Raw genomic sequence first — 22,045 nt, forward strand, 5'->3', positions numbered from 1 at the left:
CTACGTACCCGTCCCGCGGCGTTTCGTGTCACACCCCCCTCCAGGCGGGTCGCGCCCGCGCCGTCCACGGACCGGCTAGGTCGGCCGCTGCAGCACCGTCATGCTCCGGTCCACCAGGGTCAGCCGGGCCCCGGCCTGCACCTTCGGTCCCGCGCCCGGCGCCGGCGCCTCCGGGTTCCCGGTGTCCACGACCACCTGCCACTGCCGCCCGTGGTCGACCGGCACCACGAACTCCATCGGCTTGGCGGAGGCGTTGAACATCAGCAGGAAGGAGTCGTCGGTGATCCGTTCGCCGCGCGCGCCCGGCTCGGAGATCGCGTTGCCGTTGAGGAACACCGACAGCGCGGACGCCTGTGCCCGGTCCCAGTCCCGCGGCGCCATCTCCTTGCCCTCGGGAGTGAACCAGGCGATGTCCGACAGCTCGTCGTGCGTGCCCTCCACCGGCCGGCCGTGGAAGAAGCGGCGCCGCCGGAAGACGGGATGCTCCTTGCGCAGCCACACCAACGCGCGCGTGAAGTCCAGCAGCTCGCTGCCCTCCTCGGGCCACTGGACCCAGGCCAGCTCGCTGTCCTGGCAATAGGCGTTGTTGTTGCCCTTCTGGGTGCGCCCGAACTCGTCCCCGTGGCTGATCATGGGCACGCCCTGGGACAGCATCAGCGTGGCGAGGAAGTTCCGCATCTGCCGGGCCCGCAGCTCCAGGACCCCGGGATCCTCGGTCGGGCCCTCCGCGCCGCAGTTCCAGGACCGGTTGTGGCTCTCGCCGTCCCGGTTGTCCTCCCCGTTGGCCTGGTTGTGCTTGTCGTCGTAGGACACCAGGTCGTGCAGGGTGAACCCGTCGTGGCAGGTCACGAAGTTGATCGAGGCCAGCGGGCGCCGGCCGTCGTCCTGGTAGAGGTCGGAGGAGCCGGTCAGCCGGGAGGCGAACTCGCCGACCGCGCGGGGCTCGCCCCGCCACACGTCCCGCACGGTGTCGCGGTACATGCCGTTCCACTCGGTCCACAGCGGGGGGAAGTTCCCCACCTGGTAGCCGCCCTCGCCCACGTCCCACGGCTCCGCGATCAGCTTCACCTGGGACACCACCGGGTCCTGCTGGACCAGGTCGAAGAACGACGACAGCCGGTCCACCTCGTGGAACTGACGGGCCAGGGTCGCCGCGAGGTCGAACCGGAACCCGTCGACGTGCATCTCCAGCACCCAGTACCGCAACGAGTCCATGATCATCTGAAGGACGTGCGGGGACCGCATGAGCAGCGAGTTGCCGGTGCCCGTGGTGTCCATGTAGTACCGGGGGTCGTCCGTCAGCCGGTAGTACGACGCGTTGTCGATGCCCCGGAAGGACAGCGTCGGGCCCAGGTGGTTGCCCTCGGCGGTGTGGTTGTAGACCACGTCGAGGATGACCTCGATGCCCGCCTCGTGCAGCGCCCGCACCGCCGACTTGAACTCCAGGACCTGCTGACCGCGGTCGCCCCAGGAGGCGTACGCGTTGTGCGGGGCGAAGAAGCCGATCGTGTTGTAGCCCCAGTAGTTGTTCAGGCCCATGTCGACCAGCCGGTGGTCGTTGACGAACTGGTGCACCGGCATCAGCTCCAGGGCCGTCACCCCGAGTTCCGTCAGATGCTCGATGATCGCCGGGTGCGCGAGGGCCGCGTAGGTGCCGCGCAGCTCCTCCGGCAGCCCCGGGTGGCGCATCGTGAGGCCCTTCACATGGGCCTCGTAGATCACCGTGTGGTGGTACTCGGTACGCGGCCTGCGGTCGTCGCCCCAGTCGAAGTAGGGGTTGACCACGACCGACGTCATCGTGTGGGGCGCCGAGTCGAGGTCGTTGCGCCGCTCGGGGGCGTCGAAGTGGTAGCCGTACACCTCCTCGCCCCAGCGGATCGAGCCGCTGATCGCCTTCGCATAGGGGTCGAGCAGCAGCTTCGCCGAGTTGCAGCGCTGCCCGCGCGCGGGTTCGTAGGGGCCGTGCATCCGGAATCCGTACCGCTGTCCGGGCATGACGCCCGGCAGGTACGCGTGCCGGACGAACGCGTCGCTCTCGCGCAGTTCCACCGCCGTCTCCGAGCCGTCGTCGTGCAGCAGACACAGCTCTACTCGGTCCGCGGCCTCCGTGAAGACCGCGAAGTTCGTGCCGGCGCCGTCGTACGTGGCACCGAGTGGATACGCCTCTCCAGGCCATACCTGCATGGACACGACTCTTTCAGGTGTCTCGCCCCGTCGGGGGCGCCTTGGGGTCGAGTCTCCAGGAAAGTGAGGGAACCACCTGTGACTTACGCCCCTCTTACCGAACGACCAGTGCACAGGACGACAGGTGACCCACGTCCTGTGCCGAACCAGTGGGGCATACACGTACTCCCGGGCAACAGGGGGAGTAGGGGGAATTTGTGCGCACGACAGTGCGCCGCCACCTGGGCAAGGTGGTGGCGGGTACGGCCATCGCGGTGGCCGCGACGGCCGTGATGGTGGGGATCACCCTGCCGGGCACGGCGGGGGCGGACGACACAGGAGGCGGCAAGGGCGGGCAGAGCACCGGGCAGGCGGCCGGACAGCCGCAGGGGGACGCGGCGGCGGCGGTACAGCCCGGTGTCGTCGAGACGGCGCCCGCCGAGGGGACGAAGGGCGAGGGCCGCGACCCGCTGACCGACGACGAGATCGCGCGCGTCGAGAGGATCGCGCTCGACCGGCAGCGGTTCAACGCGAGCGAGGACGTGGACGGCGACCGCGGTCCGCAGCGCCTCGGCGTGGACCTCGCCGAGCCGGCGGCCGACGAGGTGGACGACCCCGACGCGCCCCGGCGCGCGGTGGTGTCGTTCTACGACTACAAGGACGACACGCTCGTCACCAGGACCGTCAACCTCGACACCGGCAAGGTCGAGGGCACCGGCACCCAGCACGGCGTTCAGCCGCCGCTCAGCGCCGCCGAGCAGACCGAGGCCGCGAGCCTGCTGATCGCCGACCCGCTCGGCGCGGGTCTGAAGGCCGACTTCAAGGACGCCACCGGCAAGGAGCTCAGCTCCCCGGAGCAGCTGCAGATCGCCGCCATGATCTACCGGGCGGTGCCGGGCGCCGAGCCCGCCGTCCTCGACAAGTGCGGGGAACACCGCTGCGTACGGCTGCTGCCGAAGGTCAAAAACGGCCCGTGGATCGACGCCCGGTCCCTGGTGATCGACCTCAGCACCCGCAAGGTCGCCCGGCTCACCGGCTGAATCCGTGGCAGGCCCACCTCCACGTCCGTTTTCCGAGGTGCTTCCCGCAGCGGGAGGCAAAGGGAGTCATGTCCTCATGCGTGTTCCGAATCTGATCGGCGGCCTCCGGCCGCAGGGCGCCGTCCGTGCCCGCCGGGGGGCGGCCGTCGGCCTCTGTGTGGCCGCGCTGGCCGCCGGCGCGGCCGCCGGAGCCGGTCCCGCCGCCGCCCAGCCGAAGGCGGCCCCCGCGGCCGCCGCCGACTGCAGCGCCGCCTACCGCATCGAACAGAAGCTCGCCACCGGCACGACCTGGCGCATGTGCTGGCGCTTCGAGGCCAAGTCCGGCCTGGTGCTGGAGAAGATCTCCTACCAGCCGCCCGGCGAGGCCAAGCCGATCAGGGTCCTCAACAGCGCCAAGATCGCCCAGATCCACGTGCCGTACGACGACGGCAAGAACGAGTACAACGACATCACCGACTACAACTTCGGCTCGGGCCTGGTCAACATGGCTCCCGCCGAGTGCCCCGGCGGGACCATCAGGACGGTGAAGGTCCCGGAGTCCTTCTCCGACAACCCGAACGTCAAGGGCCTGTGCACCACGACCCGTTCGCGCGGTCACGCCTACCGCATGCAGGCCGACACGGGCAACAAGGTCTTCCAGGCCCAGGGCAAGGACCTGATGATCTACACCGTCAACAAGGTCGGCTGGTACGAGTACATCACCGAGTGGCGCTTCTCCGACGACGGCGCGATCAACATGAACGTCGGCGCCACCGGCAGCCTCTCGCCCTTCGACTACGACGCCGGCGACGGCCGCGGCTGGCCGATAGGCAAGGGCGCCAAGTCCTACGCCACCAGCCACAGCCACAACGTCTTCTGGCGGCTCGACTTCGGTCTCGACGGCTCCTCGGCCACCAAGGTGGAGCAGTACGACTCGGTGGTCAGCCCGCCCGCGGGCGGACAGCAGGGCCCGACCAACAAGACCACCCGCACGGCCGTCACCAAGGAACTCGCGGGCGACGCCCAGAACATGCGCTGGTGGCGCGTGGTCAGCGCGACCGGCAAGAACAAGGACGGCCACGCCCGCTCCTACGAGCTCGTCCCGGGCGCCACCACCAAGTACTCGGGCCGCAAGTTCACCCAGCACGACGTGTACTTCACCCAGTACAACCAGTGCGAGCAGTACGCCAGCAACAACGTCCGCGACTGCGGCAGCCCCCTGCACGGCGTCTCCGTCGACAAGTGGGTGAACGGACAGACCCTCACCCACCCCGTGACCTGGGTGAACGTGGGCTTCCACCACATCGCCCGGGACGAGGACCAGCAGCCCATGCCGGTCCACTGGCAGGGCTTCTCGCTCGTCCCCAGGGACGTCACCGCTATGAATCCGCTCACTCCGTCCGCGCTGGCGGGACAGAACGGACAGTCGAACAGCGGTAGTTGAGAAACGACCTGTCCATCCGGCTGCACCGCCCGCCGCTCCCGGAGTACCCTTCCTTGATCGTTGGGACGGGGATGCTCGGGGGAGCGGAAGGCGGTGCGCGGGTGGGCTCGGGAGGGCTGGAGCTGCCCCCTGGTGACCAGGGTCACGAGGGGGGCTCCGCAGACGTCCCGCCCGGCACGGTGTCCCTGGCCCGGCCGATGGAGACGAACGCCATCGGACCGGAGCTGGACTGGGACGCCGAAGCCTGGCGCGAGGTACGCACCCGCGCCCAGCGGGCCGGCCGGGCCTACATCTGGCTGAACCTCGTCGAACAACGGCTGCGGGCCGTCGTGGCCGCCGTGCTGCGGCCCATCTACGAACCCGTCCACGGCGACGAGTGGGTGGTCGCCGCGGCCGGACCCGCCGGCCAGGAGTGGGTGCAGCGCGCCGTCGCCGTACGCGAAGTCAGCCGCCGCAAGGGCTACTTGCTGGACCCGGCCGACGACAACGTCATCTCCTTCCTCACGCTGCCGCAGCTGCGCGAGCTGATGGTGCAGCACTGGCCGTGCTTCGAGCCGTACTTCGACGACCGCCGGGACGTCGAACTCGCCCTGGACGAGCTGGAGGTGACCCGCAACGTCGTCTCCCGCAACCGGGCCCTGTCCGAGGCCGTCCTGGGCCAGGCCGAGCGGGCGTCCGCGCGCCTGCTGGAGATGCTCGGCACCAGCGGCGACGTGCCCTCGGCGCGCCGGCTGCCCGTCGACGCCGTCGAGGACCTCGTCGGCGACCGGTACGCGGACGTGGTCGCCGTCCACTCCGACCGGGTGCGGCTGCTGCGCCAGTTCCCCGCCGAGGACATCTTCGACGGCGCCCGCCGCCTCGACGCCATCGGCATCGGCCTCAACCTGCTCGTGCAGAACTTCTCCGGCCGCCGCCTGGTCCGCCTCGCCGAGGCCGGCTCCCGCGTCCGGCTGCTGTTCCTCAACCCGGCCTCCAGCTCGGTCAAGCGCCGCGAACGGGAGCTCGGGATGAAGCGGGGCGAGTTGAGCCGGGCGGTGGAGATGAACATCCTGCACATGCGCCGGGTCCGCGCCCGGCTGCGCGACCCGGGGGCCTTCCAGATCCAGGTGTACGACGAGACGCCCCGCTTCACCGCCTACCTGGTCGACGGCGACGGCACCGACGGCATCGCGGTGATCCAGTCCTATCTGCGGCGGATGCGCGGCATGGAGGCGCCGGTGCTGGTGCTGCGCAACGGCAACCGGGTGGTCAAGCCGGGCGAGATGGACGACGGCGGACTTTTCCCGGCATACCGCGAGGAGTTCGAGCTGGCCTGGGCGGACTCACGGCCGGTGTCCTGAATCATCCGTTTCGGCCCCTGCGTAAGCGGAACGCGATCCTCTGATTGTCAGTGGCGCATGCGAGGGTGGAGACCACTGGGGGAAGCACCACCAAGAAGGGGGGCCACCATGGCCTGGTACCGGGAGCTGCTTGTCGGCTTCGACCTGGAGACGACCGGGACGGACCCGCGCGAGGCGCGCATCGTCACGGCAGCCGTGATCGAGGTCAGGGACGGGCAGGTCCTGGGACACCGCGAATGGCTGGCGGACCCGGGCGTGGAGATCCCGGCGGACGCCGTGGCGGTGCACGGGATCACCAACGAGCGGGCCGCCGGCGAAGGCGCCCCCGCCGACCGGGTCGCGGACGCGATCGCCGACGTCCTCGCGGGCTACTGGCGCACCGGCGTCCCGGTCGTCGCCTACAACGCGGCCTTCGACCTGACCCTGCTCTCCGCCGAGCTGCGACGCCACGGACTGCCCTCCCTGCGCGACCGGCTGGGCGGCCAGGACCCGGCGCCGGTCGTCGACCCGTACACCATCGACCGCTCGGTCGACCGCTACCGGCGCGGCAAGCGCAACCTCGAAGCGGTCTGCGCCGAGTACGGCGTCCTCCTGGACTCCGCGCACGACGCCTCCGCCGACGCCCTCGCGGCCGCCCGCCTCGCCTGTGCGATAGCCGGCCGCCACCCCAAGGTCGCGGCCCTCGGCCCGGCGGAGCTGCACCGCCGCCAGATCGAGTGGTACGCCGAGTGGGCGGCGGACTTCCAGAGCTTCCTGCGTCGCAAGGGGGACGCGGACGCGGTGATCGACGGCGCCTGGCCGGTCCGGGAGCCGGCGGAGAAGACCGTCTGACGCTCCCGCGCACCCGACCGCCTCACCGACCGCCCTCACCGGCCGTCGGACGGGGGCTCGTCGGCGTCCTTCCCGATCCGGGCGGCGGCCCGCCACGCCCGCAGCACCCGGATCAGAACGGATACCACCGCACCGCCTCGTCGCCGTCCCGCAGCGACGCCACCCGGCGCCGGAACTCGGCCAGGGCCTTGGGGTCGGTGGGCGCGTGCTGGGCGACCCAGGCGCAGCTCGCGGTCTCCCGGGCGCCCCGCAGGACCGTGCAGCCCGCCCACTCCCGCACGTCCCAGCCGTAGCTCCCGGTGAAGGCGTCGTAGGCCTCGGCGGGCAGCCCGTACCGGTCGCGGGAGAGCGCCATCACCACCAGGTCGTGCTCGCGCAGATCGGCGGAGACGGTCTCCAGGTCGACCAGGACCGGGCCGTCGGGCCCGATGTGCACATTGCGGGGCAGCGCGTCGCCGTGGATCGGGCCGGGCGGCAGATGCGGGGTGAGCGCGGCGGCGGCCGTGGCGAAGCCGTCGCGGCGCTCGCGCAGATACGCCGCGTCGGCCGGGTCGATCGCGTCGCCCGCGAGCCGCAGCCAGCGTTCGACCCCCGACAGCAGATCACGCGCGGGCAGACCGAACGAGGGGGCGGGCAGGGCGTGCACGAGACGCAGGAGTTCGGCCAGATCCCGTGGTCCCGCCGGGCGCACGGGGTCGGGCAGCCGGTGCCACAGGGTCACCGGATGCCCTTCGACGAGCAGCGGCTCCGGTTCGGCGGCCCGCACCGCAGGGACGCCCGCGCCGGCCAGCCAGGCGGCGACGTCCAGTTCGCGCCGGGCCCGGTCGAGGAGTTCGGCGGCACGGCCCACCTTCACCACCAGGTCGCCGGCGGCGAACACCGCGTTCTCGCCCAGGGCGAGGAGAGCCGCGTCCGCCGCCCGGCCGGGCAGAACCTCCGCCGCGGCGAGTACGTCCCGCGCCCGTGCCTCGTCCATCGTCCGCCTCCGTGTGGTGCGCCGCCCGTCCCAGTCGGACGGCGTCGGGATCCGGCCATCCGACGGCCAGTGTCGCATTCGCACAGATCGGGCCGTGCGCAAGGTCTCTTGACGGGGTACAGCACCTTCACGACCATGGCGGCGCCCGTCACAGCCGCGGGAAGGGGGCCGTTCCGGTGTCGTTGGCGACCGAGAAGAGACGGACCGCGCGTCGCGTGTCCGGCGCCGGCCCGCCGCGCGGCACCGCGGGCGGCCACGGCGCGTGGTTCCTCGTCCTCCCCGCCCTGCTCCCCATCCTGGCCCTGAGCGTCGGCCCGCTGCTGTACGGGATCCTGCTGGCGTTCACCGACGCCCAGTCGGGCCGTACCGCGCCCACCCGGTGGATCGGCGTCCTCAACTTCTCCGACCTGCTGCACGACACGCTGTTCTGGGAGTCGTTCCGGATCGGCCTGCTCTGGGCGATCGGGGTGACCGTCCCGCAGTTCCTGCTCGCCCTCGGCCTCGCCCTGCTCCTCGACCAGGACCTGCGGCTGCGCTCGCTGGCCCGCGCCCTCGCGATCATCCCCTGGGCGATGCCCGAGGTCGTGGTCGGCGTCATGTGGCGGCTCGTCTACAACCCGGACGCCGGCATCCTCAACGAGACCCTGCGCGACCTGGGCCTCGGCGACGGGCGGGACTGGCTCAGCGGGCTGGCGACCGCGCTGCCCGCGGTGATCGTCGTAGGCGTGTGGGCGGGCATGCCGCAGACGACGGTCACCCTGCTCGCCGGCCTGCAGAACACCCCGAGGGAACTGCACGAGGCGGCCGCGGTGGACGGCGCGGGCGCCTGGCGCCGCTTCCGGACGGTCACCTGGCCCGCCCTGCGGCCCATCGCCCTCGCCGTCACGGCCCTCAACTTCATCTGGAACTTCAACTCCTTCACCCTGGTCTACGTGCTGACCAACGGCGGACCCGGCGGCCGCACCCGGCTGCCCATGCTCTTCGCCTACGAAGAGGCCTTCCGCTACGGCCAGTTCGGGTACGCGGCCGCGATGGGCTGTGTGATGGTCGCGGTGATCTCGGTGTTCCTGGCCCTGTTCCTGGTGGGCCGGATCAGGGGAGGTGACGACCGTTGAGGACCCGCCCCGCGGCCCGGGCCGGACAGTACGCGGCCCTGCTCGGCTACCTCGTCTTCCTCGCCTTCCCCTTCCTCTGGCTGCTCTCCGTCGCGTTCAAGCCCGCACGCGAACTGGGCAGCCTGCACCCCACCTGGATCCCGGAGCACCCCACCCTCGCCAACTTCCGCCAGGCGTTCGACGAACAGCCCCTGCTGCACGCCGCGTTCAACTCCCTGCTCGCCGCGGCGAGCGCCGCCGTGATCGCCGTGGTCCTCGCCACCCCGATGGCGTACGTCATGGCCCGGCAGCGCACCCGGCTCGCGCGGGCCGCGTCCGGCTGGGTGGTGGTCAGCCAGGCGTTCCCGTTCGTGCTGGTGATCATCCCGCTGTTCCTGGTGCTGAAGAACCTGCGGCTGATCGACTCCGTGCCGGGGCTGGTGATGGTGTACGTGGTGTGGGCGCTGCCCTTCGCGCTGTGGATGCTCGTCGGATACGTCCGGGCCGTCCCCGTCGAGCTGGAGGAGGCGGCGGCGATCGACGGCGCCGGGCGGCTGCGGACGCTGGTCTCGGTGACGGCGCCGCTGCTCGCTCCCGGGATCGTGGCGACGGGGCTGTTCGCGTTCATCACGGCGTGGAACGAGTTCTTCTTCGCGCTGGTGCTGCTGAAGACCCCGCAGAGACAGACCCTGCCGGTCGTCCTGACCCACTTCATCGGCGCGGAGGGCGTCGCCGACCTGGGCCCCCTGGCCGCCGCCGCCTTCCTCGCCACCCTCCCCTCGCTGGTCGTCTTCGCGATCGTCCAGCGACGGATCACGGGCGGCATGCTCGCCGGGGCGGTGAAGAGCTGATGCGGACCGCGGCGCTGATGCGGACCGGAGCGCTGATGCGGACCGGAGCGCTCATCGTGGCCGCCCTGCTGCTCCTCGCGGGCTGCACCGCCGGCGGCGAGGACGACGACGGCCCCGTCACCCTCCGCTTCCAGTCCCTGGCCTGGCAGGAGGAGTCCGTCCAGGCCAACAAGGAACTGGTCGAGGAGTGGAACGCGACCCACTCCGACGTCAAGGTCGAGTACGTGCAGGGGAGTTGGTCGAGCGTCCACGACCAGCTGCTCACCTCCTTCGAGGGCGGCGAGGCCCCCGACATCATCCACGACGCCTCCGACGACCTCGCCGACTTCGCCTACGGCGGCTACCTCGCCGACCTGACCGACCTGCTGCCCGCCCGCCTCAAGTCCGACATCTCGCGGCGCAGTTGGGAGACCACCACCTTCGACGACGGCGTCTACGGCGTGCCGTTCCTCCAGGAACCGCGCGTCCTCGTCGCGAACGCGACCTGGCTGAAGCGCTCCGGCGTACGGATCCCGACCCCCGAACACCCCTGGAGCTGGGCGGAGTTCCGGCGGATCACCGAGCAGCTCAGCGGCGACGGCAGGTACGGCGTGGCCTGGCCGCTGAAGGAGCCCGTCTCCGCCACCCTCAACCTCTCCCTGTCGGCGGGCGGACAGCTCTTCCACCGGGGAGCGGACGGAAAGGTCACCGTCCGCTTCGAGGCCGGCGACGAGGTCGTACCGCGCACCGTCCACGACCAGGTCGACACCGACCACAGCGCCTCGCCCACGACGCTGGGCAGCGGCGGCTCGGACACCCTGCCGGGCTTCTTCGGCGGCCGGTACGCGATGGTCCCGCTCGGCTTCTCCTACCGCCAGCAGATCGTGCAGCAGGCGCCCGAGGGGTTCGACTGGCAGGTGCTGCCCGCCCCGGCGGGCGCCGACGGACTCGCCCAGGGGGTCAGCCCGCAGACGCTGTCCGTCGCCGAGGACAGCCCGCACAAGAGGGAGGCGGCGGCGTTCATCGACTTCCTGCTCCGGCCGAAGAACATGGTGCGCCTCGCGCTGGGCGACTGGATGCTGCCGACCGGCACGCGGGCCCTCGCCGACCCCGCCCTGCACACCGCGAAGGACGACTGGGCGACCGGCACCGCCCTCGCCGAGCACCTGCGCCCGGCGCCCGCCCAGTCCGTCAGGGGCTACGCCGAGTGGAAGGACAAGGTCGCCACCCCCGCCTTCCAGGAGTACTACAGCGGGGCGATCGGTCTCGGTGAGCTGCGCGAGCGGCTCGAGCGGGACGGCAACCTGGTGCTGGCCCGCTACCAGCGCTGAACGGCCGGTTCAGGGAACGGCGGGGCCGGTGACGAGCCGTCCCCGGTCGTCGTACGGCCAGACGTTGGGGACACAGCCGTCCATGCCCTTGATCTGCTGCATCATCGCCGGGGCGGGCTTGCCCGGACCGGGACAGCCGACGTGCCCGTGACCGAGGAAGTGGCCCACCTCGTGGTTGACGATCAGCGCGCGATAGGCGGTGACGTCCTTGGCGTAGACGGGGGTGGCCAGCAGCCAGCGCTTGAGGTTGACCATGACGTTGTCGGCCACGCTGCAGTTGACCTCGCCGCCGGTGTCCAGTCCGTACTCCCCGCAGATCTTGTCCACGGTGCCGGGCGTCGCGACCCGTACGACGAAGTCGGTGGCGCCGCCGGAGACCCGCCGGAACGCCGAGCGACCGTCCGCCGTCCAGCCGCGCGGGTCGCCCAGGATGATCTCCACCTGGCGGGCCACGTCGGTGGCGGACAGGTCGAGGCCGTCCTCGACGTCGACCCGGTAGCGCAGGGCCGTGCCCTTGCCCACCTTGGCGCTCGTACCGGAGGCGGTGGTGAAGGTGCCCGGGCCCGAGGCCGGGATGTCCGACGCGGACGGCCCGGCGGGCGCGCCGACGGATGTCCCGGCCGACGGACTGCCGGACGGACTGCCGGACAAGCCTGCGGACGAACCGGCCGGCGGACTGCCCGAGGTGTGCGAGGCGGCGCCGGCCGTCGGCCCGGTGGGCGCGGGGCCGGACTTCCCGGATCCGCCCGGTTCGTCGGACGCGGTGGAGCGGCCCTCGGCCGACGTCCCGCCCGCGTCGGCCGAGGTCCAGCCCACGGCCGTGAGACCGGCGGCGCCCAGCACGACCAGCGCGGCGGTCCCACCCCACACCGAACCCTTCCGGACACGTCGGTCGAAAGCGTGCGCGGGGCCGCTCCGACGGCGACGGGTGGGGGAGGGAGTTGCTTTGTGCGCGGTCATGGTCAGTCAGATTGTGATTGCCATGTGATCGGATCTGGCCCGGACGGTAACGAAAGCATAACGACCAGACCGGTTCCGTTTCATGTGATCATCCGGTAACAGTGCTCCGAACGGGCCGACGGCGTACGGATACTGAACACATGCCACGAGTTCTGCTGATCGAGGACGACCGCGCCGTGCGGGACGGCGTCGCCCTCGCGCTGCGCCGCCAGGGCCACGAGGTCGCCGCCGCCGAGACCGGGGAGGACGGCCTGGACCGGGTGCGGTCCTTCCGGCCCGACGTCGTGGTGCTGGACCTGATGCTGCCCGGCATGACCGGCCTGGACGTCTGCCGCAGGATGCGGGACCTGGACCAGACGCTGCCCATCATCATGGCGACCGCGCGTGGCGACGACGAGGACATCGTTGTCGGTCTCGAGGCCGGCGCGGACGACTACGTGGTCAAGCCCGTTCCGGCCCGAGTGCTCCAGGCCCGCATCCGCGCCGTCCTGCGCCGGGCGGCCGGCGCGCCCGCCGACGGCGGCATACCGAAGATCGACACCTACGGCGACCTCACCGTCGACCGGGCCGGACTCTCGGTCACCTGGCAGGGGGCGCCGGTCGCCCTCGCCCCCTCCGAACTGCGACTGCTGCTGACCCTGTCCGCCTCGCCCGGCCAGGTGTTCAGCCGGCAGCAGCTCCTCGAGGCGGTCTGGCAGCACAGCTACCACGGCGACGCGCGCCTGGTGGACGCCTGCGTCAAACGGCTGCGCGCCAAACTGGGCGAACCCCCGCGCGAGCCCCGACACATCCACACCGTGCGCGGCTTCGGCTACCGGTTCGCCTCCCGGTGAGGCCCCTGGCGACCCGCGTCGGGACGCATCGACTGCGGGGTCTGCGCGTGCGGCTGGTGGTGGCGTTCGCGCTGGTCGCCGCCGTCACCGCCACGACCACCGGCGCGCTCACCTTCCGTGAGGCGCGCACCGGCGTGCTCCAGCAGAGCCAGGACACCGTGATCGAGCGGCTGCGCACCCAGGTGACACGGCTCGCCCCCGCCCTCGTCCTGCCGACCGGCCGGGACGAACTGCGGAGGTTCGCCGCCGAGGTGGCCGACGCCGAGCCGTCGGGCGCCTGGCGCGTGCTGGTCGCCTACCGCGGACTGGAGGCCACGTCCGTCGCCGACGACCCGTTCGAGGAACTGACGCCCGCCCTGCGCGAGGCGGTCGACTCCCGGTCGGCCACCGTCTTCCAGCGGGTGAACCGCGCGGACCACACCGCACTCGTCGTCGGCATGTCGGTCGCCTTCACCTCCTCCCTGTCGAGCAGATGGCCCCTCTCCGGACTCCAGGTGTTCCTGACGGTGCCGCAGACCACCGAACAGGCCTACGTGGACGCCCTGGTGACCGCCGTGGAGCGGGCCGCCGTCCCCGCCCTGGCCCTCGCCGTCCTGCTCGCGCTGCTCGCCGCCCGCGGGGTGCTGCGGCCGGTACGCGCGCTGCGCCACGCCACCCGCAGCATCGCCGAGGGCCGACTGGACACCCGTCTCGCCGTCGACGGCTCCGACGAACTCGCCGAGCTGTCGCACACGTTCAACGAGACGGCCGCCGCCCTGGAGGAGTCGGTGGCCGAGCTGCGCGGCATGGAGGCCCGGGCCCGCCGTTTCGCCGCGGACGTCTCGCACGAGCTGCGCACTCCGCTGGCCGCCATGTCCGCCGTCACCGACGTCCTCGACGAGGACGCCGCCGGCCTCGACCCCGACACCGCCACCGCGGTCCGGCTGATCAGCGAGGAGACCGTGAAGCTGGCCCGGCTCGTGGACGACCTGATGGAGATCTCCCGCTTCGACGCGGGCGCGGCCGTGCTGCATCTGGACGAGATCGACCTCGCCGAGTCCCTCCGGCGCACCCTCGCCGCCCGGGGCTGGACCGACACCGTGGAGGCCCGCCTGCCGGAGCCGGACGCGCTGCGCGGACGCGTCGACCCGCGCCGCCTCGACGTCGTCGTCGCCAACCTGGTCGGCAACGCCCTGCGGCACGGCGCCCGTCCGGTGCGGTTGAGCCTCCACGAGAGGGGGAGTCAGGTCGAGGGCCGGGTCGAGAGCCAAGGTCAAGGCCAAGGTCAGGGCGAGGGCGAGGGGTCCGGCACCGGACGGCGGGCGGTCATCGAGGTGCTGGACAGCGGGCCCGGCATCCCCGACGGCGTGCTGCCCCATGTCTTCGAACGCTTCTACAAGTCGGACGCCGCCCGGTCCCGGACCGAGGGCAGCGGACTGGGGCTGGCGATCACCGAGGAGAACGTCCGGATGCACGGCGGCACCGTCCGGGCGGCGAACCGACCCGAGGGCGGCGCCGTCTTCACCGTGGAACTCCCGCTGCGCCGGGACGAGTCGGCGCTGAACGAGCCGGCGCTGGACGGGCCGACCCTGGACGGGCCGAGGTGGGGCGGGCCGACGTGGGACGCATCCGCGCCCGACGAGCCCCTACGGGAGGAGCGAGCATGAGGGCCCTGCGTCGAGCCTTGGCGCTGTGCGTCCCGGCGCTGTGCACGCTGGTCTCCTGCGGCATTCCGGCGACCGGCGTGGTGGAGGCGGGCGGACCCGCGCACGGGATCGTGCCGATGGTGCGGGTCTATCTCGTCGAAAGCGGTTCCCTGGTCGCGGTCCCCCGCAGACCCGTCGGTGCGGTCGACGCCGAGTCGGCGGTGAGGAGCCTGCTCGAGGGTCCTACGGACGCGGAACGGGCGAAGCGGCTGACCACACTGCTGCCTCCGCTGACGGCCGCCCCGACACTCGCCCCGACGCCCGTCGCGACGCCCGGCGCGAGCGTGGCTCCCGTCACCGGCGCGTCCGGCGGTCCCGCCGACGAGGCTCCGGCGTCGGCCACCGTGTCCGTGAACGCGCGGAGCGGTGTGGTGTCGATCCAACTGCACGGTTTCGCCGAGGAGTTGGCCGACCTGGCGGTGGCGCAACTGATCTGTACGGCAGCCGAGGCGCAGCGCACCACGGACATCGGCGCCGGGGCCGGGGCCGGGGCCGGGGCCGTGACCGTGAAAGTGACGAACGCGCTCGGCCGGAGCGTCGAAGGATCCGATGAACGCTGTCCCGATGACTGACGGCCGCGTTATTCACATTGCACGAGACGTCTCGTCTCGCTTAGGGTCGACGACATGACCAGTCGCCCCGCCCATGTCGCCATGTTCTCCATCGCCGCCCACGGACACGTGAACCCGAGCCTCGAGGTGATCCGCGAGCTCGTCGGGCGCGGGCACCGGGTGACGTACGCGATTCCGCCCGTCTTCGCCGAGAAGGTCGCCGGTACCGGCGTCGAGGTCAAGCCGTGGCGCTCGACGCTGCCCTCGCCCGACGACGACCCCTCCGCCTGGGGGAGCACCCTCCTCGACCACGTCGAACCCTTCCTGGCCGACGCGATCCAGGCCCTGCCCCAGCTGATCGAGGCCTACGACGGCGACGAGCCGGACCTGGTGCTGCACGACATCACCGCCTACCCGGCCCGCGTCCTCGCCCGCCGCTGGGGCGTGCCGGCGATCTCCCTCTCACCCAACCTCGTGGCCTGGGAGGGCTACGAGGAGGAGATCGCCGAACCGATGTGGGCGGAGCCGAGGGAAACAGAGCGCGGGAAGGCTTACTACGCGCGTTTCCATGCCTGGCTGGAGGAGAACGGGATCACCGAGCACCCCGACTCCTTCGTCGGCCGCCCGGCCCGCTCCCTCGTGCTGATCCCCAGGGCGCTCCAGCCGCACGCAGACCGGGTCGACGAAAGCGTGTACACGTTCGTCGGCGCCTGCCAGGGCGACCGCGCCGCCGAGGGTGAATGGACGCGCCCCGAGCAGGCCGAGAAGGTCGTCCTCGTCTCGCTGGGCTCGACCTTCACCGACCAGCCGGACTTCTACCGGGAGTGCCTGCGGGCCTTCGGCGACTTGCCCGGCTGGCACCTCGTGCTCCAGATCGGCAGGCACGTCGACCCCGCCGCGCTGGGCACCGTACCCGACAACGTCGAAGTACGTTTCTGGGTACCGCAGTTGGCGGTTCTGAAGCAGGCAGACCTGTTCGTCACGCACGCCGGCGCGGGCGGCAGCCAGGAGGGGCTGGCCACGGCCACACCGATGATCGCCGTACCGCAGGCCGCCGACCAGTTCGGCAACGCCGACGTGCTCCAGGGCCTCGGTGTGGCCCGGCGGATCGCCACCCCCGAGGCGACGGCCGAGACCCTGCGGGAAACCGCCCTCGCGCTCGTCGACGATCCGGACGTGGCGCGTCGGCTCAAGGCGATCCAGGCGGAGATGGCGGACGAGGGCGGCACCCGCCGGGCGGTGGACCTCATCGAGGCCGAGCTGATGGGGAAGCGGTCCTGAACATCGTCCCGAAGCCTTGAGTACCGGTCCTCGACCGGTACCGAACCGATCCATGACCGGTCCTGGATCGGTCGCCTGTCCAACCAGGCGTGAGTGAGGGCCCGTTGGCTCCCCCGGGAGGTCAACGGGCCCTCGGTTCACGCTGCTTCAGCAGGCCTCGCTCGGTGTCAGACCCGCAGCGACTCGCCCTCGTCCCGCGTCACCGGCGCGACCGCCTCGGGCGACTCGTCGTGGGTGAAGTCGGGCAGCCAGTGCAGCCACTTCGGCAGGTACCAGTTGCGCTCGCCCAGCAGCGCCATCACGGCCGGGAGCAGCACACCCCGGATGATCGTCGCGTCGATCAGCACCGCCGCCGCCAGGCCCACGCCCATCTGCTTCATGGACTGCATGGACAGCGTGCCGAAGATCGCGAACACGGCGACCATGATGACCGCGGCGCTGGTGACCACACCGGCCGTGGTGACCACACCGTGCTTGATGGCCTCGTTCGTCGAACGGCCCCGCATCCGCGCCTCACGGATCCGCGAGACGACGAACACGTGGTAGTCCATCGACAGGCCGAACAGGATCACGAAGAGGAACAGCGGCAGCCAGGTGACGATGGCGCCGACACCCTCCGCGCCCACCAGCGACGCGCCCCAGCCGTGCTGGAAGACGGCGACCAGGATGCCGTAGGCGGCGCCCACCGACAGCAGGTTGAGCACGATCGAGGTGATCGCGACCGTCAGCGACCGGAACGACAGCAGCATCAGCAGGAAGGCGAAGACCACGACGAACGCGAACACCGGGGCGACGGCGCCGCCCAGTTGGTCGTTGAAGTCCTTCGAACCGGCCACCTGTCCGGTGATCGGCGCCTGAAGGCCGTCGATCTTGCCGAGCGTGGCGGGCCGCACCTCGTCGCGCAGCTTGTCCAGGCTCGCCCCCGCCTTGTCCAGGTCGGAGCCGCCGACCAGCGGAACGTACACGTACGCGATGTTCTGCGCGTCGTGCAGCTTGATCTCGACCGGTCCGCGGGAGGCGCCCGAGCTGACCGCCCGCTCCTTGAACTGCGCCAGCGCGGTCTTCACCTCCGCGGCGTTGATGTCGTCCGCCTTGACGATCATCTCGGCCGGTTCGGAGCCGCCCGGGAATGCGTCGTTGACCCGGTTGTAGGTCTGCACGATGGGCAGCGAGTCGCCGAACTCCTGGTCCAGGGTGAGGTTCTGGGTCTTCATGCCGACCGCCGGAGCGGCGATCGCGAGCAGCGCGCCGGCCGCCACGACCAGCGACACGCCGGGCTTGGCGAGGACGACCTTGAGGACGGCACTCCAGAACCGGCTGCCCTCGTCGGCGCGCCCGCCGTTGCCGTTCTTGCGGCGCTTCTCGGGGTGCAGGAACGGGATCCGGCCCTTCTCCACCCGTCGGCCGAGCAGCGACAGCAGCGCGGGCAGCACGGTCACCGAACCGACCATGGCGACCGCGACCACCATCAGGGAAGCCAGACCCATCGCCTCGAACGTCGCGAGCCCGGTGAACAGCATGCCCGCCATCGCCACGCACACGGTGACACCGGAGACGATCACGGCCCGGCCACTGGTGGCCGCGGCGATCCTGAGAGCGGTTTCCGGGTCACGTCCCGCGGCCCGCTCCTCGCGCTCGCGGCGCAGGTAGAACAGGCAGTAGTCGACGCCGACGGCCAGACCGACCAGCAGCATCACGGAGCTTGCGGTGTCGTCCATCGGCTGGAAGTGGCTGACGATGCTCATCAGGCCCATCGTCGCCATGATCGCGGTGACCGCGAGCGCCACCGGCAGCAGCGCGGCCACCAGCGCGCCGAACGCGATCAGCAGAATGCCCAGGGCCACCGGCACGGCGGAGAGCTCCGCCTGCTGGAAGTCGTCGCCGAACGCGTCGTCGAACGTCTTCATCATGCTGGCGCCGCCGATCTCCTCGATCCGCAGCGAGGAGTGGTCCTTCTGGACGCCCTCGACGGCCTCGAGAACCGGCTCCACCCGCTCGCCCGCGGTGTCGGAGTCGCCGCGCATGTCGAACTGCACGAGCGCGCTGCGACCGTCCTCGGAGATCGTGCCCGAGTCGTACGGCGAGGTCACGTCGGTGACCTTGCCGGTCTTGTCGACGGCCGCGACGACGGCGGCGACGGCGGCCTTGAACTCCGGGTCCGTGGCCTTGACGGAGCCGCCCTTCGACTGGATGAGGACCGTCTCACTGGCCGGCTCCTCGATGCCTGCGTCCTCGATGATCAGGGCGGCCGTGTGGGTCTCACCCCCGAGCTGGTCACTCTCCTTGACCTCGACGGTGCCCGCCGCCGAGCCGATCCCCATGGCCAGGACGACGAACAGCACCCAGATGCCCACGGCGGCCCATCGGTGCCGGGCGCTCCAGCCGCCTGCCCGCGCGGCGATGCCCCGCACCCGTATATCTCCGGTCCCCATGACGGGCCTGCCCTCTTGTGATGTGGTGGAAGCCCCCTGCCGCCACCTTTCGATTCGAAGGTATGGGCTGGATAAGGCCATCTCGTCGTGCTGCCCGGTGAGGTGCCGGACCCTCGACTCCTCCCGTCGGACCCCGTCGTCTCACCGCTGGGGAGGACAGGGGTCCCCTACATCTATCCGGGGATCTCGGGGATGACGATCAGGGTGCGAGCCGGCGGCGGAGGCCGATGGACGGTACGAGGGTGAAGGTCGGTTCGGTGATTACGAAAGTTTGTCGAACAAGTCGCAAGCCTGTGGAGATGTTCGGAAGATGTCGCTCCGCGCCCCGTCGATCGGCCAGAGTTTCGCCCGACGCTCCACCCCGGCCGCGGCCGTCGTGCCCACCCCCACGGGGCACGACGGCCGCTTAGGGTGAGCGGATGACGACGACGTACGCGGCACTGCTGCACGGCATCAACGTGGGCGGCAGCAGGAAGGTCCCGATGGCCGAACTGCGCACCCTGCTGGACGGACTCGGCCTCGGGGACGTCCGCACCTACCTCCAGAGCGGTCAGGCCGTCTTCTCCTCCGCCCACGGGGACGAGGAGAGCATCGCCGCGGAGCTCACGGCCTCGATCGAGAAACACTTCGGCTTCGCCGTGGGCGTGATCGTGCGCGACCACGCCTTTCTGAAAGCGGTTGCCGACACTTGCCCGTTCCCGGCCGCCGAGCTGGAGGCCAAGCAACTCCACGTCACATATTTCTCCACCCCCGTCGAAGCGGAGCGCTACGCCGGGATCGACCAGGCCGCCCACCTCCCCGAGGAGTTCCGCCTCGGCGACCGTGTCCTGTACCTGTACGCCCCCGAGGGCCTCGGCCGGTCCAAGCTCGCCGAGCAACTGTCCAGGCCACGGCTGAACAAGGGGCTCATCGCCACGACCCGGAACTGGAACACCGTCGTCAAACTGGTGGAGATGACGGGAGCGTGACCGTGCGCAGCGCAGCCCGGGGAAGGGCGCCAGGGACAGGATCTCGCGGGGCACGGTGAGCCGCGGATCGGCGTAGCGCCGCCCTCCTCGCGGGTGCGGGCGGCCCTCCTCGCAGGTGCGGGCGGCGGCCACCGCGTCCACGGCGGCGGCCGCCTGCACGGGAGCGACGGCCGCGCTCCCGTGCAGGCGTACCCGCCCCGGATGCGGGACGGCGTCCCCGTCGCGCACAGCAGCGAACACAGCAGCAGCGAACAGGGACTCCGCGTCGAGGTGCAGCCGCTCCCCGGGGAGATCTGGTCCCGGACTCCTTCTCCTTCCGGCCGATGCACCATCAGATCGCGTACAGGGCACATGAGTTCACGAGGATCGCGGGGCGGATCGGAGACGTCCAGGTCGCCCGGATCGCGGTACGGCGTCCGCCGCAGGGAGGCATCGTCCCTGTCCGGACCCTCGGCCCTGTCCCAGAGACAAGGTCAACCCGGGCCGGACCTTTTTCCCACGCTTTCGACGGGGCGTACGCACTGCTGTGCGAGGCTCGTCCCATGCGTTACATCATCATCGGGGCAGGGGCGATCGGCGGCACGGTCGGCGGACGACTGGCGGAAGCCGGACAGGAGGTCGTCCTGGTCGCGCGCGGCGCGCACCGGACGGCGCTCACGGAGGGCGGACTGCGGCTCAGGGTGCCGCAGGGCGAGCTGACGTACCGGCTGCCCGTCGTCGACGGACCGGACGCGCTCGGCACGCTGCGCGCCGACGACGTCCTGTTCCTCGCCGTCAAGACCCAGGACACCGAGGCGGCGCTCCAGGCGTGGGGCCCGGCCCCGGTCGAGGGCGGCGGCACGGCCGCCGAGCTGCTGCCCCTGGTCTGCGCACAGAACGGGGTGGAGAGCCCGCGCCTCGCCCTGCGCCGCTTCCGGCACGTCTACGGCGTCTGCGTCTGGCTGCCCGCCACCCATGTCGAACCGGGTGTCGTCTCCGCCGCCGGCACCCCGCTCACCGGCATCCTCCACCTCGGCCGGTACCCGCACGGCACGGACGACACGGCCCGCCGTATCGCCGCCGACCTGGAGAAGGCGCACTTCGAGGCGCCGGTCGTGCCCGACGTCTCCCGCTGGCAGTACGCGAAGCTGCTGTCCAACCTCGGAAACGCCCTGGAAGCGGTGAGCGGCCTGGTGGGCGACCCCGAGGCAGAGGCGCTGTACGCGAGGGTGCGGGCCGAGGGCGAGGCCGTGCTGCACGCCGCCGGGATCGCGTGGGCGAGCGCCGAGGAACAGCAGGCCCTACGCGGTGACAAGGTCACCCTGGTCCCGCTCGCCGGCGCCCCGCGCGGCGGCGGCTCCTCCTGGCAGTCCCTCAGCCGTGGCGCCGGCACCATCGAGGCCGACCACCTCAACGGCGAGATCGCGCTCCTCGGCCGTCTGCACGGCGTACCGACCCCGCTGAACGAGTTGCTGCAACGACTTGCCAACCAGTTCGCCCGGGACCGGAGGGCGCCCGGCTCCCTGCCGCTGCCGGAGCTGATCAGGCTGGCCGACGACCGGACCGCCGGCGCTGTCGCGTTTGTTCAAGAGTCCTGAGCACTCCGCTGCCTAGCGTGGGGCGCATGAAGTACGACGAGACACACCAGTACATGTCCGAATGCGCCGCCGAGGCGTCGCGCGTCGCCCGAGGTGTCCCGACGGCACGGTTGAACGACCCGACGCACTGCCCGGGTTGGGACGTCCGCACCCTGGTCGACCACTGGGTCCTCTACACCTCCCACGGCCTCGAGCACCGCGCCCTGCGCAAGCAGCTCCCCGACGACCTGATCGCCCGTGACTTCACCGCCGACCCGCAGTGGGCCGAGGCGTACGCCGACCAGCTGGAGCGCGCGGTCGCGGCCTGGACGGATCCGGCCGTGTGGGAGGGCGAGGTCGACATGGGAGCGGGCTCGATGCCCGCCGCCGAGCTCGCCTCGATGATCGTCAAGGAGATGGCGGTGCACGGCTGGGACGTGGCGGTCGCCACCGACCAGGAGTTCCGCATCTCGGACGACGCCGCCCGCTTCGTCCTCGACGTCGTCGAACGGCACGGCGACCTCTACCGCCAGTACGACGGTTTCGCGGCCGTGGTGCCGGTGGCGGAGGACGCGCCGGTGTTCGAGCGGGCACTGGCGGCGAGCGGGCGCGATCCGCGCCAGGGCGCGGCCCACGCGGACCGCTGAGCGATCACCTCGGGCCGACTTCACCGGCCCCGATCGGTTTCGCAGGTTTCAGCAGATGTGTCGTACCGGTGTTGCAAAACGAAATCGGTACGGCAGCAGAGAGG

The 22,045-nt window shown here is 71.4% G+C and carries 17 protein-coding genes and 1 pseudogene; 14 read left to right on the forward strand and 4 right to left on the reverse strand.

Translation table 11 applies throughout. The features are described from left to right. Positions 1-75: 75 nt before the first annotated feature. Positions 76-2,184, reverse strand: a complete 2,109-nt coding sequence (gene glgX, locus ACIRPU_RS10685) for a glycogen debranching protein GlgX (RefSeq protein ID WP_355706010.1) — start codon at positions 2,182-2,184, stop codon at positions 76-78. Positions 2,185-2,381: 197 nt separating this feature from the next. Here glgX and ACIRPU_RS10690 point away from each other — a divergent pair, with 197 nt between their 5' ends. The 4 genes from ACIRPU_RS10690 (at position 2,382) to ACIRPU_RS10705 (ending at position 6,797) form a co-directional block, all read left to right on the forward strand. Beyond that, entirely contained in the window at positions 2,382-3,203 is an 822-nt protein-coding gene (locus ACIRPU_RS10690) for a Tat pathway signal sequence domain protein (RefSeq protein WP_403864515.1), read from the forward strand. A 76-nt stretch (positions 3,204-3,279) separates the two neighbouring features. Next, entirely contained in the window at positions 3,280-4,626 is a 1,347-nt protein-coding gene (locus ACIRPU_RS10695; protein WP_384118894.1) for a copper amine oxidase, read from the forward strand. A gap of 71 nt (positions 4,627-4,697) precedes the next feature. After that, positions 4,698-5,966, forward strand: a complete 1,269-nt coding sequence (locus ACIRPU_RS10700) for an SAV2148 family HEPN domain-containing protein (RefSeq protein ID WP_403865078.1) — start codon at positions 4,698-4,700, stop codon at positions 5,964-5,966. Between the two features lie 108 nt (positions 5,967-6,074). Next, a complete protein-coding gene (locus ACIRPU_RS10705) occupies positions 6,075-6,797 on the forward strand; it encodes a 3'-5' exonuclease (protein ID WP_355706007.1) in 723 nt (240 codons plus the stop codon). A gap of 112 nt (positions 6,798-6,909) precedes the next feature. Here ACIRPU_RS10705 and ACIRPU_RS10710 read toward each other — a convergent pair whose 3' ends face one another. Continuing rightward, positions 6,910-7,773, reverse strand: a complete 864-nt coding sequence (locus ACIRPU_RS10710) for a phosphotransferase enzyme family protein (protein ID WP_403864519.1) — start codon at positions 7,771-7,773, stop codon at positions 6,910-6,912. A gap of 176 nt (positions 7,774-7,949) precedes the next feature. Here ACIRPU_RS10710 and ACIRPU_RS10715 point away from each other — a divergent pair, with 176 nt between their 5' ends. Genes ACIRPU_RS10715 through ACIRPU_RS10725 form a run of 3 tightly spaced genes read left to right on the forward strand, consistent with a single transcriptional unit; the run spans position 7,950 to position 11,028 of the window. Beyond that, a complete protein-coding gene (locus ACIRPU_RS10715) occupies positions 7,950-8,888 on the forward strand; it encodes a carbohydrate ABC transporter permease (protein WP_403864522.1) in 939 nt (312 codons plus the stop codon). Beyond that, positions 8,885-9,718 carry a carbohydrate ABC transporter permease gene (locus tag ACIRPU_RS10720; RefSeq protein WP_403864525.1) on the forward strand — a complete coding sequence of 278 codons (834 nt, stop codon included), beginning with the start codon at positions 8,885-8,887 and terminating at the stop codon, positions 9,716-9,718. The genes ACIRPU_RS10715 and ACIRPU_RS10720 overlap by 4 nt, the downstream gene beginning before the upstream one ends. Before the next feature lie 35 nt (positions 9,719-9,753). After that, positions 9,754-11,028, forward strand: coding sequence for an ABC transporter substrate-binding protein (locus tag ACIRPU_RS10725; protein WP_403865081.1), 1,275 nt, complete (start codon positions 9,754-9,756; stop codon positions 11,026-11,028). Between the two features lie 9 nt (positions 11,029-11,037). Here the strand turns inward: ACIRPU_RS10725 and ACIRPU_RS10730 are convergent, their stop codons facing one another. Next, a complete protein-coding gene (locus tag ACIRPU_RS10730; protein ID WP_403864528.1) occupies positions 11,038-11,898 on the reverse strand; it encodes a DUF3152 domain-containing protein in 861 nt (286 codons plus the stop codon). Positions 11,899-12,128: 230 nt separating this feature from the next. Between ACIRPU_RS10730 and ACIRPU_RS10735 the strand changes: the two genes are divergently transcribed. The 4 genes and pseudogenes from ACIRPU_RS10735 (at position 12,129) to mgt (ending at position 16,338) form a co-directional block, all read left to right on the forward strand. Next, a complete protein-coding gene (locus ACIRPU_RS10735) occupies positions 12,129-12,821 on the forward strand; it encodes a response regulator transcription factor (protein ID WP_351759159.1) in 693 nt (230 codons plus the stop codon). Between the two features lie 47 nt (positions 12,822-12,868). Next, entirely contained in the window at positions 12,869-14,467 is a 1,599-nt protein-coding gene (locus tag ACIRPU_RS10740; RefSeq protein ID WP_403864531.1) for a sensor histidine kinase, read from the forward strand. Then, complete coding sequence (locus ACIRPU_RS10745; protein ID WP_403864534.1) at positions 14,464-15,078, forward strand: hypothetical protein; 615 nt, start codon at positions 14,464-14,466, stop codon at positions 15,076-15,078. Before ACIRPU_RS10740 ends, ACIRPU_RS10745 begins: the two co-directional genes overlap by 4 nt. A gap of 17 nt (positions 15,079-15,095) precedes the next feature. Further along, a pseudogene (gene mgt / locus ACIRPU_RS10750) lies at positions 15,096-16,338 on the forward strand (macrolide-inactivating glycosyltransferase). A 167-nt stretch (positions 16,339-16,505) separates the two neighbouring features. Here the strand turns inward: mgt and ACIRPU_RS10755 are convergent. Then, positions 16,506-18,770 (reverse strand): MMPL family transporter, encoded by a 2,265-nt coding sequence (locus tag ACIRPU_RS10755; protein WP_403864537.1) that lies wholly within the window; start codon positions 18,768-18,770, stop codon positions 16,506-16,508. 419 nt (positions 18,771-19,189) lie between these two features. Between ACIRPU_RS10755 and ACIRPU_RS10760 the strand changes: the two genes are divergently transcribed. The 3 genes from ACIRPU_RS10760 to ACIRPU_RS10770 all read left to right on the forward strand — a co-directional run bounded on the left by ACIRPU_RS10760 (position 19,190) and on the right by ACIRPU_RS10770 (position 21,941). After that, positions 19,190-19,738: a DUF1697 domain-containing protein gene (locus tag ACIRPU_RS10760; RefSeq protein ID WP_403864540.1), complete on the forward strand. Its 549-nt coding sequence runs from the start codon at positions 19,190-19,192 to the stop codon at positions 19,736-19,738. A 542-nt stretch (positions 19,739-20,280) separates the two neighbouring features. Further along, positions 20,281-21,315: a ketopantoate reductase family protein gene (locus ACIRPU_RS10765; protein WP_403864543.1), complete on the forward strand. Its 1,035-nt coding sequence runs from the start codon at positions 20,281-20,283 to the stop codon at positions 21,313-21,315. A 26-nt stretch (positions 21,316-21,341) separates the two neighbouring features. Continuing rightward, positions 21,342-21,941, forward strand: coding sequence for a TIGR03086 family metal-binding protein (locus ACIRPU_RS10770; RefSeq protein WP_403864546.1), 600 nt, complete (start codon positions 21,342-21,344; stop codon positions 21,939-21,941). The last annotated feature ends 104 nt before the right edge of the window (positions 21,942-22,045 follow it).

The organism is Streptomyces sp. NPDC102259 (assembly GCF_044766465.1).
Taxonomy (GTDB): domain Bacteria; phylum Actinomycetota; class Actinomycetes; order Streptomycetales; family Streptomycetaceae; genus Streptomyces.

Coding starts and splice junctions, on each gene's coding strand:
- ACIRPU_RS10705 (WP_355706007.1), top strand. CDS start 6,075: ATGGCCTGGTACCGGGAGCTGCTTGTCGGCTTCGACCTGGAGACGACC.
- glgX (WP_355706010.1), bottom strand. CDS start 2,184: ATGCAGGTATGGCCTGGAGAGGCGTATCCACTCGGTGCCACGTACGAC.
- ACIRPU_RS10760 (WP_403864540.1), top strand. CDS start 19,190: ATGACGACGACGTACGCGGCACTGCTGCACGGCATCAACGTGGGCGGC.
- ACIRPU_RS10700 (WP_403865078.1), top strand. CDS start 4,698: ATGCTCGGGGGAGCGGAAGGCGGTGCGCGGGTGGGCTCGGGAGGGCTG.
- ACIRPU_RS10755 (WP_403864537.1), bottom strand. CDS start 18,770: ATGGGGACCGGAGATATACGGGTGCGGGGCATCGCCGCGCGGGCAGGC.
- ACIRPU_RS10735 (WP_351759159.1), top strand. CDS start 12,129: ATGCCACGAGTTCTGCTGATCGAGGACGACCGCGCCGTGCGGGACGGC.
- ACIRPU_RS10765 (WP_403864543.1), top strand. CDS start 20,281: ATGCGTTACATCATCATCGGGGCAGGGGCGATCGGCGGCACGGTCGGC.
- ACIRPU_RS10710 (WP_403864519.1), bottom strand. CDS start 7,773: ATGGACGAGGCACGGGCGCGGGACGTACTCGCCGCGGCGGAGGTTCTG.
- ACIRPU_RS10770 (WP_403864546.1), top strand. CDS start 21,342: ATGAAGTACGACGAGACACACCAGTACATGTCCGAATGCGCCGCCGAG.
- ACIRPU_RS10745 (WP_403864534.1), top strand. CDS start 14,464: ATGAGGGCCCTGCGTCGAGCCTTGGCGCTGTGCGTCCCGGCGCTGTGC.
- ACIRPU_RS10725 (WP_403865081.1), top strand. CDS start 9,754: ATGCGGACCGGAGCGCTCATCGTGGCCGCCCTGCTGCTCCTCGCGGGC.
- ACIRPU_RS10695 (WP_384118894.1), top strand. CDS start 3,280: ATGCGTGTTCCGAATCTGATCGGCGGCCTCCGGCCGCAGGGCGCCGTC.